Origin of the sequence: Paenibacillus sp. FSL L8-0435, assembly GCF_037965655.1 — a bacterium.
GTDB lineage: Bacteria > Bacillota > Bacilli > Paenibacillales > Paenibacillaceae > Paenibacillus.
Genome location: NZ_CP150185.1, coordinates 2578312 through 2592926 on the forward strand (window position 1 = coordinate 2578312; position 14615 = coordinate 2592926).

Sequence of the window (14615 nt, forward strand, 5' to 3'; positions counted from 1 at the left end):
TGTAAAGAATCTGGTTTCTATTGAAAAATTTTATTGAATAGGAGTGAAAGAATTAAATGATTATTATGATTAATGGAGCGTTTGGTTCGGGAAAAACTTCTGCAGCAGAAGCACTTCAGCCCTTAATTGCAAACAGCATGATCTACGATCCTGAAGAAATAGGTTATATGCTCAGAAAACTTCTTCCGGAGAATTGTAGAGAGGAAAGGGAACGTACGGATGATTTTCAAGATATCGATCTATGGAAAATTCTAACCGTAAAGACGGCTAAAGAAGTAAAGCAGAAATACAACAAACACTTAATTATCCCCATGACCATTTATAAAGAGGAAAATTTTAATTACATCTATAACGGGTTGAAAGAGATCGATCAGGACATTCATCATTTTTGCCTTACGGCTAAAGAAGAGACAATTTATCATCGTTTGGCTAAACGCGGAGATGAATATGGAGGCTGGCAGTATCAACAAGCACCAAAGTGTGTTGAAGCTTTTAAGGATGAACAATTTCAAACTTGCATTATTACCGATCATCTGGTGACTAGTGAAATCATAGAACTCATATTGAAAAAGGTCCTATCCAAATAATTATCATTTTTTTAATAGGAGGGTTTTATGATGATGATGATTGTACATGTGCTCTCGAGAAAAGAATGGGAAGCCGCGTTGATCAATGGGATTCTAAAATAAAGTCAGAAGTTATATGGGAAGATCTGTATAATGAAGGCAGGGAATATCCTCATATTTCCGGTGAATTAAATCTAGACGCGGTATTTCATACATATGATGAAGAAATGAACAGAAGAGGATGGAACCTAATTGACGACTGTGACTTTTGAAGAGGTAACCGAACAACACCTCCCTGAAATTAGAGAGATTTATAACTATTATGTAATGAATACAACGATTTCGTTTCATACGGAGGAATTAGATCTTGATCAGATTAAATCCTCTGTAATGAACAAGGATACACGGTATAAAACTTATATAATTCTTGAAAACAATCAAATGATGGGCTATGTTCTGATCACCCAGTATAAGAGTAAACAGGCATATGACATTTGCGGTGAAGTCACCATATATTTAAAGCCCGATATTTTGGGAAAAGGCTTGGGGAAACAAGCATTAAGTTTTATTGAGAAGATTGCAAAAGAACAAGGGTTCCATACCTTAATTGCGACGATTTGCATGGAGAATACAAGAAGTAAATCATTATTTGAGAGAAATGGTTATGAACAATGTGCTCTGTTTAAAGAGATTGGATATAAATTCGATAGAAAACTGGATATTGGAAGTTTCCAAAAGATATTGTAAGGAGAATACGAAATGAGTAGAAACCTATATATTATATCTGGACCCCCTGGAGTAGGGAAATCTACAACTTCCAAGCTGCTGGTTCAGACTTTAGATAAAAGTGCCTACATTTCTGGAGATGCGGTTAGTCACTTTCCGGTCAAAGGGCGAGGTAAACCCTGGCTTGATAAGGATACAAACGACTTAACTTGGAAAAATATATCTAGTCTAGTGAAAAACTTATTGGATTATAAATACGATGTAGTGCTGGACTATGTGGCCTTTCCGGAAGACATTGATGAATTAATGACAGAATTGGCAGACTATAATGTTCGCATAATCTATGTTGTACTCATGGTTGATCGTCAAACGATTATTCGTAGAGACCGTCTAAGAGCAGAAGAATATCAAATGAAAGAAAGAAGTATAATTCTGCTGGATGAGTTTGAAAATCATCTGGATTTGAGAGTAGACAACAAGCTCTATACTAATCATTTTACAGAAGCACAATTACCTGAAATAGTAAGTGAAATTATAAATAATGAGAAATATCGAGTGAAATAATCCTTCACTCTTCACTTGGTATACTTGATTATAAAAGAGACAGCGAAAAAGCTGTCTCTTTTATTCTTCTAAACCAATTTATGTACAACTTTATACAAACCTATCGAAGTTACTCTTCTTCATTTAGAAAAACAAAATCACTGTCAATAAGCCCCTGTAAATACTCGTCAAAGCTGTTTGCAATCACTACGTATTCGTCAGGATCGTGCAAAAAGCGAACAATTTGACCGTGTACACCTTCATCAGTAGGGTTAAAATCAATATAAAGTCTCGATGTTCCACCATTATTCATACAGTCTGAAAAGTGAATGTATTTCCCTGGAAGAAGCCCCTCACGATTGATCTTAGAGTCAACGGCATACTCTTCATCTTCGTATACTAAAAGATAAGAGACGTCTTCTTCATTTTTTGAACTTTCGAGCATTTGTTGGGTAGAGAGTAAGTAATATGGATATCTGCCTTCTTCAACATCTGAGCCAAGAATACAAACCGTAATTTCTTTTCCTCCGTACTTCCTCCAATATGTACCATCAATATTTTCTAGTAAACCGATGAGTGATTCTGGACAATTTGGATATTTTGATCTTAAAGTAGTTATATCTTCTTTTGTAGCACCGCTCGCTGTATTCAGTTCCTCAAGTTCTTCTGGTGATAATGCTGCTCTTAATCCATTTAAAAATTTGTTTACCAAATCCATTATGATGACCTCCCAATCATAAAATATAAAGCAAATATACGCAGATAAAGTAAAGGTACTGCGTTGGTGTGAAAAATCTTTCCCCCTACAATATGTTCTGTATACTAAGATCAGTTTATCATTTTTCTCTAGTTTATTGGCAACTACAAGTATTAACTGTCTGTCTGGTGATAAAGGTGCATGGGATTAACTGCTAAGGTTAGATAGACCCTCCCATGCTTTCGTAGTACAATTATGTAAGTAATTGGAATCCTTGGTTTTATAGTAACGATATAGAGGAGCGGAATACATTGTCATTACATATGTTTTTAGGAATTGGCCTAGCTTTATCATTATTGTCCCCCACAAATTCAGTTAATGCACCCTCGTCCGTTCAACTCATCCATTCTACAAATCATAGTAGTTATGCTTCTTATGAAAAGACCTTTACAATGGACCCTGATAACGGTGAAGATGCGCATCTGTGGATTGAAAATACCAGTAAGAGCAATCTTTATATGAAAATTTCCGTGGGCAATAACACTTCACTTGAAGTTCCTATTGATAAAGGAACTCAAAAAAAAGTGAATTTGGCTGTGGGGGTAACAACCGACTTCAAAGTTTATGTTTTCAGCAGTACAGGACATAAAGTTGATATAACGATCAGTGCACGGCAATTTTAATAAATATGATAGGCGTTTTATGAGAGTTTTGCTCACTAGCTCCATAACCAGGATGTGAGTGAGTGGAAATCTCCTATAATATTTGATATTTATGAATACGATTACATCATATGAAGGGGAAGATAATGATATATCGGAGAAAAACCTATACTATTGCGACTTCTTTTGTAGAAGAATTTAACGCTTTATTTAATGATATTTTGCTGCCATCACAGTTGAAATACGGATCAAGACTGATTGGGAGATGGCACACGCCTATCGATGATGAAACCAGTGAAATTTTTGCGATGTGGGAATACGATACCCTTGAACAATACGAAGAGATTGAGAAAAAGATACAATCAGATACAGAACACGTAAAGCGAGTTCAAGCGCGTTTTGATCAGATTGGAAGACATCGGTATAAAGAAGTATTTCGAGAAGAGATTAGACAAGCGTTTTTCACATCGACAGTAGATCGAGAACAAACGATTTTGAAGTGAAGTAAATGCATAAGGAGCTGAGAGAATGATGGAGACAGAAAGACTCATATTTCGGAAATATACCAAAAATGATTTCGATTTACTTTTTGATATGACAAGTGAGCCGAATATGATGAAATTTATAAGACATGGAGGACCTTGGACGAAGGAAGAAACCATGCAAAGTCTGGAAAAGTTCATCAACTGGAATAAAGACGATAAAGGGCTGTTCCTCGCATTCAATAAAGAGGATAACAAGTTAATTGGAACCTCTGGACTGATTCCTCAAATCATTGAAGGCGCTGATGAGCTAGAAGTTGGTTACTGGGTTGTAGAGCAATACTGGGGAATGGGTTACGGATATGAACAAGCAAAAGCGTGGAAAGAATATGGAATGGATCACTTGAAGCAGAAAAGATTAATATCGTTGATTCAACATGGCAATGTGGGTTCTATGAAAGTCGCGCAAAAGAATGGCATGAAACACGAGAAGGACGTAGATATAATTGGGAAAAATGTAGCAGTATACTCGATTGAGGTGAAGTGAATATGACTCGATTTCCTGAGCTAGAAACCAAAAGATTGCTGTTAAGAGAGATTAAACAGAGTGATTCCCAAGACATATTTCATATTTTTTCTTCAGATGAAGTTACAAGATTCTACGATGTAGAAAGTTTCACAACTATAAAACAAGCAGAAGAACTTATACAAAGGAGGAAAGAACGATTCGAAAATGGTCAGGTGATCCGCTGGGGAATTGCTTTGAAATCGGACAACAGAATTATTGGAACATGCGGATTTCATGGTTGGATGAAACAACATTATAAAGCTGTGATGGGATATGAGTTAGCACCGAAGTTCTGGCGGCAGGGTTACATGACCGAGGTAACTCGGAAAATCGTTGAATATGGATTCAAGAACCTTGAATTAAACAGAATTGAAGCATTTGTAGAGCCAGAGAACGCGGGATCAAGAAAGTTGCTTGAGAAAATTGGTTTCAGTGAAGAAGGCATATTGAAAGAACATTATTATTGGAAAAATCGATTTGTTGATAATGTCATCTATGCATTTTTTGAAGAAAGAATATGTATGAGAATACGAATTATTGGATCTTGCGGCAGTGGGAAATCAACATTAGCCAAAGGATTGTCGGATAAATATGGTATTCCTTCCTATGAATTAGACAATCTCACATGGGACAGAAGTGCAGAAAATCTGAGATATCCTGAAAGTGTTAGGGATGAATTGGTCCAATCTATTGTCAGTTCAGAAGCTTGGATCATAGAAGGAGTACAGTGCAAAGATTGGACAATAAAGTCCATCCAGGAAGCGGATTTGATTTTTGTATTAGCTCCAAATGTTTTCATTAGAGATTATCGGATTATAAAGAGGTTTGTATTGTCCAGAGTGGGCTTGCGACCGTGGAATTACAAGCAGTCATTCAAGAACTTATGCAAGATGATTGTGAAATGGAACCATCAATATAATATAGAAGAAGTTATGTGTACAATTAACAAAAACCATAAGACTGCAACAATCACGAAGAATAAAAAACAAGCGATACAGTTGATTGAACATCATTTGGAAGTGGTTGTAAGTGAAAGTGAAAAGAACGTTAGAATGAATTAAGGAATGTCGAAAGAGGAGATACAGTGGTGAATATAAAAATACAACCAGTCACACGAGAGAATTGGGAAGAGGCGCTGAAGATCTCTTTGTATAAACACCAAGCGTCATTAGTTCCATCTGTTATTGAGGGGATAGCTTACGCCTATATAAAACCGTGGGATGAAGCATTTGATCCTTACGTACTTGAGATCGATGGGAAGGTTTTTGGTTTCTTTTATCTAAGTTACACTCCCAATAGTACAGATAATTACTGGATTGGTGGTTTTCAAATCGATCAATTCTATCAAGGCAAAGGAATGGGAAAGCGCGCTATAAGAGCCATTCTAGATTACATTACAAAACAGCATCCGGTATGCAAGGTTATTTCATTAACGGTTGAACGGGATAACGAAATAGCACAGAACTTGTACAAGGGCATGTCCTTCATTAGTGAGAATAGAACCAATTCAGATGATGAAATGATCTACAGGTTGGAAATAAAATGATAGACTCAACATTTCAGAGGGCAATATATCTATATGAAGAAGGCTATAGAGCATTTGGTAAAATAGATGAATATCTGGCTGAACAAAACACAACTAGGAAGTGATAAGATGATTAGTTTGAGAAAAATTACGTTGGATAATCGTCGTGCAATATTTAATCTGGAGGTCTCGGATGATCAACGGCAATTCGTGGCCTCCAATCTGTCGAGTGTAGCTTCATGTTATGTTCTTTCGCAAAATGGAGGTCATCCATTTCCTTTTGCTATATATATGGACGATCAACCGATAGGATTTGTGATGATTACCTATGGCATTACTGGATATGATCTACCCTCTATCGCGGATAATAGTTATTGCATTCTGAGACTGATGATTGATCATCAATATCAGAACCGCCGATATGGACGACAAGCTATGGTAGAAGTTTTGGAATTTGTTCGTACATACCCAGCTGGACCTGCACAATATTGCTGGATTTCCTATAGTCCCGAAAATGTCAGCGCGAAAAAATTATATGAAAGCTTTGGTTTCGTAGACAACGGCGAAATCTGTCATGATGAGTTAATAACCGTACTGGAGCTTTGAATCACAGGAGAAGGGAGTGTTATATATCACTGAATTTAATGATCTCGAAAGAGAGATCAAAAGAAATAAAGCGTAGAGTTGCATGATATACCGAGAAAACTCAATTCAATATGAATACTATCGAAATCAAAAAACGAAAGAAAAACAACATAAAGTGAATTCAATTACAAAAAGTGTGCTCTCCGCATTGGTGGGAATAGCTATAGAACAGGGATACATTGAGAATGAGGATATTCCAATTGTGAACTATTTTAACGATCTGGATGATAGCAAAAAGGGGATTACCATTAAGCATCTATTAACAATGTCCTTGGGCCTACACTATTCGGGGAATGAAGCGATGATTCCATCTAAGAATTGGACGAAATTTGTTCTTGAGCAGCCTGTTGAATTCGAACCTGGAATTCAAATGAAATATAGTTGTGGGAGTTCGCATATACTTAGCGCCATATTGCAGAAGGCGACTGGTATGAACACTTCGGAATTTGCAAAAAAGTACTTATTTGCACCTCTGGTATTAACGATTTTCACTGGTATCAAGATACACAAGGGATTTCGATCGGTGGTTTTGGTTTGCGAATGAAGATCGAAGATATGCTGAAGTTTGGAGTGTTATACGCTCAGAATGGGGAGTGGAATTCGAAACAACTCATCTCTGCTGAATGGATCGCTAGATCAATACATAATATCCCAAATATAGAGTCTCAGTATGGATATCAGTGGTGGATAATGAAAAGCAACAAGGAAGAAGACGCTGAAAATAAAACGTTTTATGCTATGGGTATGGGCGGTGGAAGAGGGCAATACATATTTGTTAACCAAGAGCTACCATTGGTTGCGGTATTCACTACAATTATATCCAATGATAGCTTGTTATCACTTCATTGGTTTAACAATTTTATGTTGAAGAATAGTTGTTTATAGGAGAGATAACATGAGCCACTGGTTTGATCTAGATGAACTCGATCCGGAGTTAATCAAATTTGCAGTTATGATCGCGAAATACAACAATAAATTCATCATTATAAAAAATAGGAAAATAGGAAAATAGGAAAAGAGGAAAAGAGGAGGTTGGGAGATCCCAGGAGGCAACAAAGAAATAGGGGAAACCATTTTACACACGGCGAGTCGAGAACTCTATGAAGAGACAGGGGCAGTACGCTTCGAATTAACTCCTTATGGAGTATATGAATGGAATGGGAGCTTTGGTATGGTTTCTTATGCTGAGGTTAAATCGCTGGAGAGCTTACCGGAGTCTGAAATCGATGAAATAAAGCTTGTGGATGTATTACCTGAAGGGATGAACTTCGGAGATATGTTATATCGTTTCTCAGACAGATGGGATGGACTTGAGAACCATAAGCTTAAGAAATACACTATCGAAATAAATCATTTGAATGAGTTACCTGAAATTAAAATAAGCTGATTTAAGTATCACGAACGAACAATAGCCGTTCCAATGGATATGTCAAAACTAATTGAAGAGAACAAGGAATACACTATTTTGTACGATAAAAGAGTCTTTGATAAATACAGACTTCGATCAATAAAGCCATAGGATCTTAGAAATAACATGGGAAGGAGAGCTGGCAACGACCATGATAGCGTATAGAACGTTGACCCTTGATGATGTGAATCAGCTGCAGGAAATAGATCGCTCGGAACATATTGATCTCATCTATGAAATGAGAGAGAACCGATTGGTTGAGCTTGAACAAAATCATGAATGCTCAAACTGGGATGAGATGCTTTTGAAAGAGATTCAAAATCGATATGTGTACGAATTAGAACAAGGTGGCATGGCATATGGTGCGTTTGCTGACGATCAATTAATCGGATTTGGTGTGCTGGCACATCAATATAGAGGAAAAGAACGAAATCAATTACAAGTTGACTTGATGTATGTCTCACGCGGGTACAGAAGACAAGGTATTGGTAAACGTATTCTAAACGAGTTAGGTGAAGAGGCTAAGAAACGTGGTGCACAGTATCTGTATATCTCCTCCACAGAGACGAAATCAGCGGTATCCTTTTATAAAAGTCAGGGCAGCCAGATTGCAAGCGAGATTGATCAAGAACTTTATGACAAAGAGCCGAACGATATACATATGATAAAGGAGCTGGGCACATGACAACGGTTGGGATACTTGGCACCATTCATAATCCTGAACTCAGGGAGCGATATCATTGTTCCCTTTCTCTTTACAAGGATGTGATTACTGAGTTTAAACCAGATCTCATTTGTGGTGAAGTTCATCCGCAGAGTTGGATGAGGTATCTGAAGGACAAACATGATAGAGGATACTGGGGAGAACCAGCCAGTGAGTATTGGGAATTGGTCTTCCCTTTATGCGAGGAGCATAACATCCCATTTGTCCCTATTGACTGGTTTGAATTGGATGTGTGGAATGCTTTTGATCCATTCAACGGTTATTCGGACGTGGAACGCAAAGAACTTGAACAACGGGATGATCACTGGTTTGCAGAGCAAATGGAGACGTATCAGTTTGGCGAGATTCCTTTTAATTCAAAGGAGTTCGATCGTGTAACCAGACAAAAATATGAATGGTTGCATCAGGTAAACGCGAAGGCACAGAACTTTCGATGGGTGGTCCGCAATCAGATTATGGTTCAAAGAGTCAAAAATACAATTGAAGCTCATCCAGAAAAACGAATCCTCTGTATCGTTGGAGCCGATCACAATTACATCTTCCAACAAGAGCTGATGATAGAACCCGTTGAATTGTTGTATCCGTTACGATAAAGGAATCGCTGGTAGAATTACAAATGAAACTTATTATTTAAGGAGCATTACATGCGCAAAAAAATACGTAAAACACTCAAATACAGCATACTTAGTATTATTTTAATGGTTATAGTAGCTCTGATATTTCCCACATGGACACCCAAAATTAAAGGTGAAAACAGCATCAGCATGTTAGAGCAGGTCGAAATTAACGGTACAGGACATGAAGTCATGATCAGGGGTGTTGATCGGACTAACCCTATCCTGATTTTTGTGCATGGCGGGCCGGGATGCTCGGAGATTCCATACGTAAGGAAGTATCAGAAAGAGCTTGAGCAACACTTCACGGTGGTGCATTACGATCAACGTGGGAGTGGGAAGTCCTATCACTTTTTTGAGGATTACTCGAATCTCACAACAGATGTATTAGTAGATGATTTGTTAGCGTTAAGGAATTATGTATCTAAGGAGTTAGGTCAAGAGAAGGTTATATTAATTGGTCATTCATTTGGTACATACATCGGGATGAAAGCTGCGGCTAAAGCACCCACTCAGTTTCACGCTTATATAGGCATTGGACAGATGGCTAATACAATTCAGAGCGAACTGGAAAGTTTGGAGTACACGTACGGGCAAGCGAAACAAGCCGGTAATGCAGAGGATGTTAAAAAACTGGAGCTAATTCGCAGCTCGATCGAGCAAGGAAAGGAACTTACACCTAGAATGTTGTTGCAAAAGTACGGTGGTGCAGCCAGGCTCATCCATGAGAATAGAGATTATATTTCAGGATTCCTTTTAAATCCTGAATACAATGGACTGGATATGATTCGCTTTTATTCAGGGATGTTTAGTTCACAAGACATCTTACTGAAGGAAGCATTTGATCAAAATTTACCTGATATTGTTGATCATCTGGAGATTCCTACCTATTTTGTAATGGGTAAATATGATTATATGACCACTGCGAATGCAGCACGTGATTATTTTGACGTATTGGATGCACCGATCAAAGACTTCATTGTATTCAACGAGTCAGCGCATTACCCACAGTTTGAAGAGAAAGAAAAATTCGTAAAGTGGTTAAATGGGCTATTATAATATGCATTGAGAGGAGTAAGATCATATTGTTAAGTGAATTCATTGAGCTTGAAGAAGAGAGTGATGAGAGTTACCGGTGTTACACTCTGCAAAATACAGTGCAAATATTCAAACATTGCATACAGGATGAGGATTTAAATGACGTCCGAATATATGTGTCCACAAATACACCGTTAGATTCAATTGTTCATAAAATAGAAGACTACATTAAGTGGTTTTCAACTTGTGAGACTGTCTTTCGAGATTATTATGAGAATGAACTTCAGGAAAAAGTACATCAAAATTGGTTGAATGAGATTGAAGTCTATCGTGTGGATATCACATTTAACAGTATAACCGACTACGGCGCAACAATATCTTGCGGAGATCATATTTTGCGCGATCACATCATGATTATTGATTTTGATAGAGAACAAATTCAAGCAATCCACTTAAATGGATAGATGGATTATTTTGTAGTAAATAGTCACAAAAAACAATAAAGATATCGCTTTATTTTCCATAAATGTGTTATTATGTTGGTGTCGGACGAAGAATTCATTTGTTTGATCGATAGAGAGAGGAGGCACGTATTCTCGAATCATTCAATCTGTATGCATAGATTAACTGCACTGCTTGTTAAAAATAATAGAATAAGCGGAGGTATGGTTATGTTCAAAAAATGGAAGAAATTTGGCATCAGCAGCTTGGCACTGGTATTAGTGGCTGCGGTAGCTTTTACCGGATGGAGCGCTAAAGCATCAGCAGCGGACGCTTCGCAAATAGTGTCTGAGATGGGTGCAGGATGGAATCTCGGCAATCAGCTGGAAGCAGCGGTGAACGGTACACCGAATGAGACAGCTTGGGGCAATCCTACGGTAACTCCAGAGTTAATCAAAAAGGTAAAAGCGGCAGGCTTCAAATCCATTCGTATTCCCGTTTCCTATTTGAACAACATTGGAAGCGCTCCCAATTATACAATTAATGCGGCATGGCTGAATCGAATTCAGCAAGTCGTGGACTATGCGTACAATGAAGGTCTGTATGTGATCATCAATATTCATGGTGATGGGTATAATTCCGTACAGGGTGGATGGCTGCTGGTGAATGGTGGCAATCAGACTGCCATTAAGGAAAAATATAAGAAGGTTTGGCAGCAGATTGCCACCAAGTTTAGCAACTACAATGATCGCCTTATTTTCGAATCCATGAACGAAGTTTTTGATGGTAACTATGGCAATCCAAACTCGGCCTATTACACCAATCTGAACGCATACAACCAAATCTTCGTGGATACGGTTCGTCAGACTGGAGGTAACAACAATGCCAGATGGTTGCTAGTTCCAGGCTGGAACACCAACATTGACTACACTGTTGGTAATTATGGCTTTACTCTTCCGACAGATAATTACAGATCCTCGGCTATTCCTAGTTCGCAGAAGAGAATCATGATCTCGGCACACTATTACTCTCCGTGGGATTTTGCAGGTGAGGAAAACGGCAATATCACACAGTGGGGTGCAACTTCTACGAATCCTGCCAAAAAGTCTACTTGGGGACAAGAGGATTATCTTGAATCGCAATTCAAGTCCATGTACGACAAATTTGTGACTCAGGGCTATCCTGTAGTGATTGGTGAGTTCGGTTCCATTGATAAAACGTCTTACGATTCCAGCAACAATGTTTATCGTGCTGCATATGCCAAAGCAGTTACAGCAAAAGCCAAGAAATACAAAATGGTTCCTGTGTATTGGGATAACGGGCACAATGGTCAACATGGATTCGCATTATTTAACCGTTCAAATAATACCGTGACTCAGCAAAATATCATTAATGCGATCATGCAAGGTATGCAATAATTTACTGTCTATCTGCATCCGTGCAAACGGCGTGTTCCTCCAAAAGGGACATGCCGTTTTTTGTGCTACCCGGAGATAAAGTTGAACAACATTTACCAATGCATTTTACATAAGCCACATACAGAATTCATTAAATCCCACACTACCTTTTATATACTTAATTTGCTTGATATAGCGAACTAAAAGGACTAGGTGGTAGACAGAATGTTAAAAAAGCGTGATTTGCAGGAATGCCTTCCACTGTACAGTTTAATGATGGACCCCGCAGTTTCTCCTTACGTTCGTTATGCATGCCAATCGTATGAGGAATATCTATTCCTGACGAAACAATTGATGGCTGAAGAAGAACAAAAGACAGTGATATCCCGAACGATTTTGAATGAAACAGGGCAGCCTATTGGAACCATTGATCTATATCATATTGAGCATCAAACCGGTTTTTTAGCCACTTGGATTGGATCACCTTTTTTTGGAAATGGGTATAGCCAAAGAGCCAAATCAGCCTTTTTTGTTGAATTGTTTCTGGAACATGGGATTGAAACGGTATTTATGAAGATACGCAAGCAGAATATAAGATCCAGAAAAGCCGTACAAAAACTGCCTTATGTGAAATTAGCCAATGATGTGTATCCAGATGTATATCAACGGATCAATATGAATGAACAGATGTACGATCTGTATTATGTTGAACGGTCAGCCTTTTTCCAAAATAGTATGGATCTGCACCAAGTGTTAGCTACGTAACTTATTCAGAGAGCGTTAACAGCGGCGTCAGTGATGACGCCGCTATTTGATATGATATAGGAACGGACCGTTAATATAAAATGCAGGAATATGGACTAGAGAATCGAAAGACATTAAGTAGATAACCTCATAAAATAGTGGACGGCTCAAGAAGGAGGCATTAAATGAATAATATTAACAAGATTTTGGGTGTAGTCCTCATGCTTGGCAGTGTGTTCATTTCGACAATGGAGAGAATTTCAATCCGAGTATCTGTCGCTATAGTAGAAGCAGGATATGCTTCAGGAGGGACTAACGTACCCCAGTTTGCTCAGACGAACGAGCATCCAACAGGTTTACTCGTATACTTCATGTTCTTTGTTGGATTCATACTATTGGTTGCGGGATTCCCGGGGAGTTATAAGAAAAATCGTAATCATGGGCATAGCAAGGAAGTTTAGCTTGAGGAGGGATGAAAGTGTCCGAACAGGAGGAAGCGTTATCGGGAGGTAATGTGAATCAGGTTGTCAGAATAGGTGAGACGGTTCGCCGGTATGCCAAACCAAATCCATACGTGATTGAATTGCTTTTACATCTCGAAAAAGTGGGTTATGATCATGCCCCTCGATTTTTGGGAATAGATGAACTGGGGCGAGAAATACTTTCTTACCTCAAAGGCATCGTTCCAGGCAATGACTACCCTGATCTAGAAGAGTATATGTGGTCAGACGAATCTTTGATTGAAGTCGCAAAACTGTTGAGAAGTTACCATGATGCGACCGTTGGATTTACAACAACATCAGTATCAACGAACAGATATCCAGGCATAACTGAAGATGAAGTTGTATGTCATAATGATTTTGCGCCGTATAATATGGTGTTCAGGGACGGCCGTCCTCAAGGAATGATTGATTTTGATATGGCAGGTCCGGGTCCTCGTCTGTGGGATATCGCCTATGCCTTGTACACGTCCGTTCCACTCGCAGATTTCTCACCAATGATGGATGGAAAGGGTGTTATGCCTTACTCTAGCCAGGCACATGGATCTGTGCGAAAAGAACGCATTACATTATTTATGAGCAAGTATGGACTGAGTGTGCCCACAGACCTGAAGGAATGGGTTATATCACGCATTCGTTTTATGTGTAAAACACTATCAGATCGCGCAGCTGCTGGGGAACATGCTTTTATGAAAATGGTAGAGGAAGGTCATCTCGCACACTATGAGAAAGAGCTTGTCTTTCTAGAAAAGCATTTTGAGGATTGGACTTAATTAAGGAGTGATCACTTCAATGTACAAACTTAAAACAATAATAACAGACCAAAGTGTCATTGAATTTATTGAACAGATCGAGCATGCAAAGAAACGTGAAGACGCTTATCAATTATTGGATATCTTCACGGAGACGACAGGTTATGATGCGAAAATGTGGGGACCGAGTATAATTGGATTCGGTGCATATCATTACAGATATGAATCGGGTCACGAAGGAGATGCACCACTAGTGGGCTTCTCGCCACGAAAGGCGAAGATCAGTTTGTATTTTGCCACAGGGGATAGCGAGCGAGAAAATCTATTAAAGGACTTTGGAAAACATACAACAGGGAAAGCATGTGTATACATCAACAAGGTCGCGGACATTCATGTGGATGTGTTGAAAGCGCTAATCGTGCAGTCTGTTGAGTTCTTAAAAGAAACTTATCCGAATCAATAAATCTGCACGCTCAACAAGTACTGAATCACTAGAGAACATAAAACGCTTCTATCTATCACATAAACGTTATAACGCATAAACAGGCTGTTTTGAAGATCAAGACAACCTGTTTATTGCCAG

At 38.5% G+C, this 14615-nt stretch carries 20 protein-coding genes and 2 pseudogenes; 21 read left to right on the forward strand and 1 reads right to left on the reverse strand.

Translation table 11 applies throughout. From position 1 onward, the window contains the following. Positions 1-56 precede the first annotated feature (56 nt). The 3 genes from NST33_RS11850 (at position 57) to NST33_RS11860 (ending at position 1856) form a co-directional block, all read left to right on the forward strand. On the forward strand, positions 57-587 hold the full coding sequence (locus NST33_RS11850) for an AAA family ATPase (protein WP_221825117.1): 531 nt from the start codon (positions 57-59) through the stop codon (positions 585-587). 240 nt (positions 588-827) lie between these two features. Beyond that, entirely contained in the window at positions 828-1313 is a 486-nt protein-coding gene (locus NST33_RS11855; RefSeq protein ID WP_313771520.1) for an N-acetyltransferase family protein, read from the forward strand. A gap of 12 nt (positions 1314-1325) precedes the next feature. Beyond that, positions 1326-1856: an AAA family ATPase gene (locus NST33_RS11860; protein ID WP_221825111.1), complete on the forward strand. Its 531-nt coding sequence runs from the start codon at positions 1326-1328 to the stop codon at positions 1854-1856. 109 nt (positions 1857-1965) lie between these two features. On the opposite strand, the gene NST33_RS11865 is transcribed toward NST33_RS11860, so the two are convergent. Beyond that, entirely contained in the window at positions 1966-2553 is a 588-nt protein-coding gene (locus NST33_RS11865; RefSeq protein WP_221825108.1) for an SMI1/KNR4 family protein, read from the reverse strand. Positions 2554-2843: 290 nt separating this feature from the next. Between NST33_RS11865 and NST33_RS11870 the strand changes: the two genes are divergently transcribed. The 18 genes and pseudogenes from NST33_RS11870 (at position 2844) to NST33_RS11955 (ending at position 14495) form a co-directional block, all read left to right on the forward strand. Then, the gene (locus NST33_RS11870; protein ID WP_221825105.1) at positions 2844-3215 is read left to right on the forward strand and encodes a hypothetical protein; all 372 of its coding nucleotides are present in this window, start codon (positions 2844-2846) and stop codon (positions 3213-3215) included. A gap of 125 nt (positions 3216-3340) precedes the next feature. Further along, complete coding sequence (locus NST33_RS11875; protein ID WP_221825102.1) at positions 3341-3697, forward strand: NIPSNAP family protein; 357 nt, start codon at positions 3341-3343, stop codon at positions 3695-3697. Between the two features lie 25 nt (positions 3698-3722). Next, positions 3723-4223 (forward strand): GNAT family N-acetyltransferase, encoded by a 501-nt coding sequence (locus tag NST33_RS11880; RefSeq protein WP_260633026.1) that lies wholly within the window; start codon positions 3723-3725, stop codon positions 4221-4223. Between the two features lie 2 nt (positions 4224-4225). After that, a pseudogene (locus NST33_RS11885) lies at positions 4226-4756 on the forward strand (GNAT family protein); the annotation flags it as partial. Between the two features lie 575 nt (positions 4757-5331). After that, a complete protein-coding gene (locus NST33_RS11890; RefSeq protein WP_221825100.1) occupies positions 5332-5790 on the forward strand; it encodes a GNAT family N-acetyltransferase in 459 nt (152 codons plus the stop codon). A gap of 108 nt (positions 5791-5898) precedes the next feature. Beyond that, the gene (locus NST33_RS11895) at positions 5899-6375 is read left to right on the forward strand and encodes a GNAT family N-acetyltransferase (protein WP_221825098.1); all 477 of its coding nucleotides are present in this window, start codon (positions 5899-5901) and stop codon (positions 6373-6375) included. 82 nt (positions 6376-6457) lie between these two features. Then, positions 6458-6958: a serine hydrolase gene (locus NST33_RS11900; protein WP_260633025.1), complete on the forward strand. Its 501-nt coding sequence runs from the start codon at positions 6458-6460 to the stop codon at positions 6956-6958. After that, complete coding sequence (locus NST33_RS11905; protein WP_260633024.1) at positions 6955-7299, forward strand: serine hydrolase; 345 nt, start codon at positions 6955-6957, stop codon at positions 7297-7299. Before NST33_RS11900 ends, NST33_RS11905 begins: the two co-directional genes overlap by 4 nt. 145 nt (positions 7300-7444) lie before the next feature. Continuing rightward, positions 7445-7801 (forward strand): annotated as a pseudogene (locus NST33_RS11910) (NUDIX domain-containing protein); the annotation flags it as partial. A 172-nt stretch (positions 7802-7973) separates the two neighbouring features. Further along, on the forward strand, positions 7974-8507 hold the full coding sequence (locus tag NST33_RS11915) for a GNAT family N-acetyltransferase (protein WP_221825096.1): 534 nt from the start codon (positions 7974-7976) through the stop codon (positions 8505-8507). Then, positions 8504-9139, forward strand: a complete 636-nt coding sequence (locus NST33_RS11920; protein ID WP_221825094.1) for a hypothetical protein — start codon at positions 8504-8506, stop codon at positions 9137-9139. Before NST33_RS11915 ends, NST33_RS11920 begins: the two co-directional genes overlap by 4 nt. A 51-nt stretch (positions 9140-9190) precedes the next feature. Next, entirely contained in the window at positions 9191-10219 is a 1029-nt protein-coding gene (locus NST33_RS11925; protein WP_221825092.1) for an alpha/beta hydrolase, read from the forward strand. 26 nt (positions 10220-10245) lie between these two features. Next, positions 10246-10662, forward strand: coding sequence for a hypothetical protein (locus NST33_RS11930; RefSeq protein WP_221825090.1), 417 nt, complete (start codon positions 10246-10248; stop codon positions 10660-10662). 207 nt (positions 10663-10869) lie between these two features. Then, positions 10870-12057, forward strand: a complete 1188-nt coding sequence (locus NST33_RS11935) for a glycoside hydrolase family 5 protein (protein ID WP_221825088.1) — start codon at positions 10870-10872, stop codon at positions 12055-12057. Positions 12058-12261: 204 nt separating this feature from the next. Continuing rightward, positions 12262-12801 (forward strand): GNAT family protein, encoded by a 540-nt coding sequence (locus NST33_RS11940; RefSeq protein ID WP_221825084.1) that lies wholly within the window; start codon positions 12262-12264, stop codon positions 12799-12801. Positions 12802-12965: 164 nt separating this feature from the next. After that, positions 12966-13241 (forward strand): hypothetical protein, encoded by a 276-nt coding sequence (locus tag NST33_RS11945; protein WP_091031581.1) that lies wholly within the window; start codon positions 12966-12968, stop codon positions 13239-13241. Between the two features lie 11 nt (positions 13242-13252). Continuing rightward, a complete protein-coding gene (locus NST33_RS11950) occupies positions 13253-14053 on the forward strand; it encodes an aminoglycoside phosphotransferase family protein (protein WP_339307974.1) in 801 nt (266 codons plus the stop codon). 19 nt (positions 14054-14072) lie between these two features. Further along, positions 14073-14495, forward strand: coding sequence for a DUF1801 domain-containing protein (locus NST33_RS11955; protein ID WP_221825082.1), 423 nt, complete (start codon positions 14073-14075; stop codon positions 14493-14495). Positions 14496-14615 lie beyond the last annotated feature (120 nt).

Excerpts from the sequence above, each read along its gene's own strand:
- NST33_RS11850 (WP_221825117.1), top strand. The coding sequence starts at position 57 with ATGATTATTATGATTAATGGAGCGTTTGGTTCGGGAAAAACTTCTGCA.
- NST33_RS11860 (WP_221825111.1), top strand. The coding sequence starts at position 1,326 with ATGAGTAGAAACCTATATATTATATCTGGACCCCCTGGAGTAGGGAAA.
- NST33_RS11865 (WP_221825108.1), bottom strand. The coding sequence starts at position 2,553 with ATGGATTTGGTAAACAAATTTTTAAATGGATTAAGAGCAGCATTATCA.
- NST33_RS11875 (WP_221825102.1), top strand. The coding sequence starts at position 3,341 with ATGATATATCGGAGAAAAACCTATACTATTGCGACTTCTTTTGTAGAA.
- NST33_RS11880 (WP_260633026.1), top strand. The coding sequence starts at position 3,723 with ATGATGGAGACAGAAAGACTCATATTTCGGAAATATACCAAAAATGAT.
- NST33_RS11895 (WP_221825098.1), top strand. The coding sequence starts at position 5,899 with ATGATTAGTTTGAGAAAAATTACGTTGGATAATCGTCGTGCAATATTT.
- NST33_RS11900 (WP_260633025.1), top strand. The coding sequence starts at position 6,458 with ATGATATACCGAGAAAACTCAATTCAATATGAATACTATCGAAATCAA.
- NST33_RS11905 (WP_260633024.1), top strand. The coding sequence starts at position 6,955 with ATGAAGATCGAAGATATGCTGAAGTTTGGAGTGTTATACGCTCAGAAT.
- NST33_RS11915 (WP_221825096.1), top strand. The coding sequence starts at position 7,974 with ATGATAGCGTATAGAACGTTGACCCTTGATGATGTGAATCAGCTGCAG.
- NST33_RS11920 (WP_221825094.1), top strand. The coding sequence starts at position 8,504 with ATGACAACGGTTGGGATACTTGGCACCATTCATAATCCTGAACTCAGG.
- NST33_RS11925 (WP_221825092.1), top strand. The coding sequence starts at position 9,191 with ATGCGCAAAAAAATACGTAAAACACTCAAATACAGCATACTTAGTATT.
- NST33_RS11935 (WP_221825088.1), top strand. The coding sequence starts at position 10,870 with ATGTTCAAAAAATGGAAGAAATTTGGCATCAGCAGCTTGGCACTGGTA.
- NST33_RS11940 (WP_221825084.1), top strand. The coding sequence starts at position 12,262 with ATGTTAAAAAAGCGTGATTTGCAGGAATGCCTTCCACTGTACAGTTTA.
- NST33_RS11945 (WP_091031581.1), top strand. The coding sequence starts at position 12,966 with ATGAATAATATTAACAAGATTTTGGGTGTAGTCCTCATGCTTGGCAGT.
- NST33_RS11950 (WP_339307974.1), top strand. The coding sequence starts at position 13,253 with ATGAAAGTGTCCGAACAGGAGGAAGCGTTATCGGGAGGTAATGTGAAT.
- NST33_RS11955 (WP_221825082.1), top strand. The coding sequence starts at position 14,073 with ATGTACAAACTTAAAACAATAATAACAGACCAAAGTGTCATTGAATTT.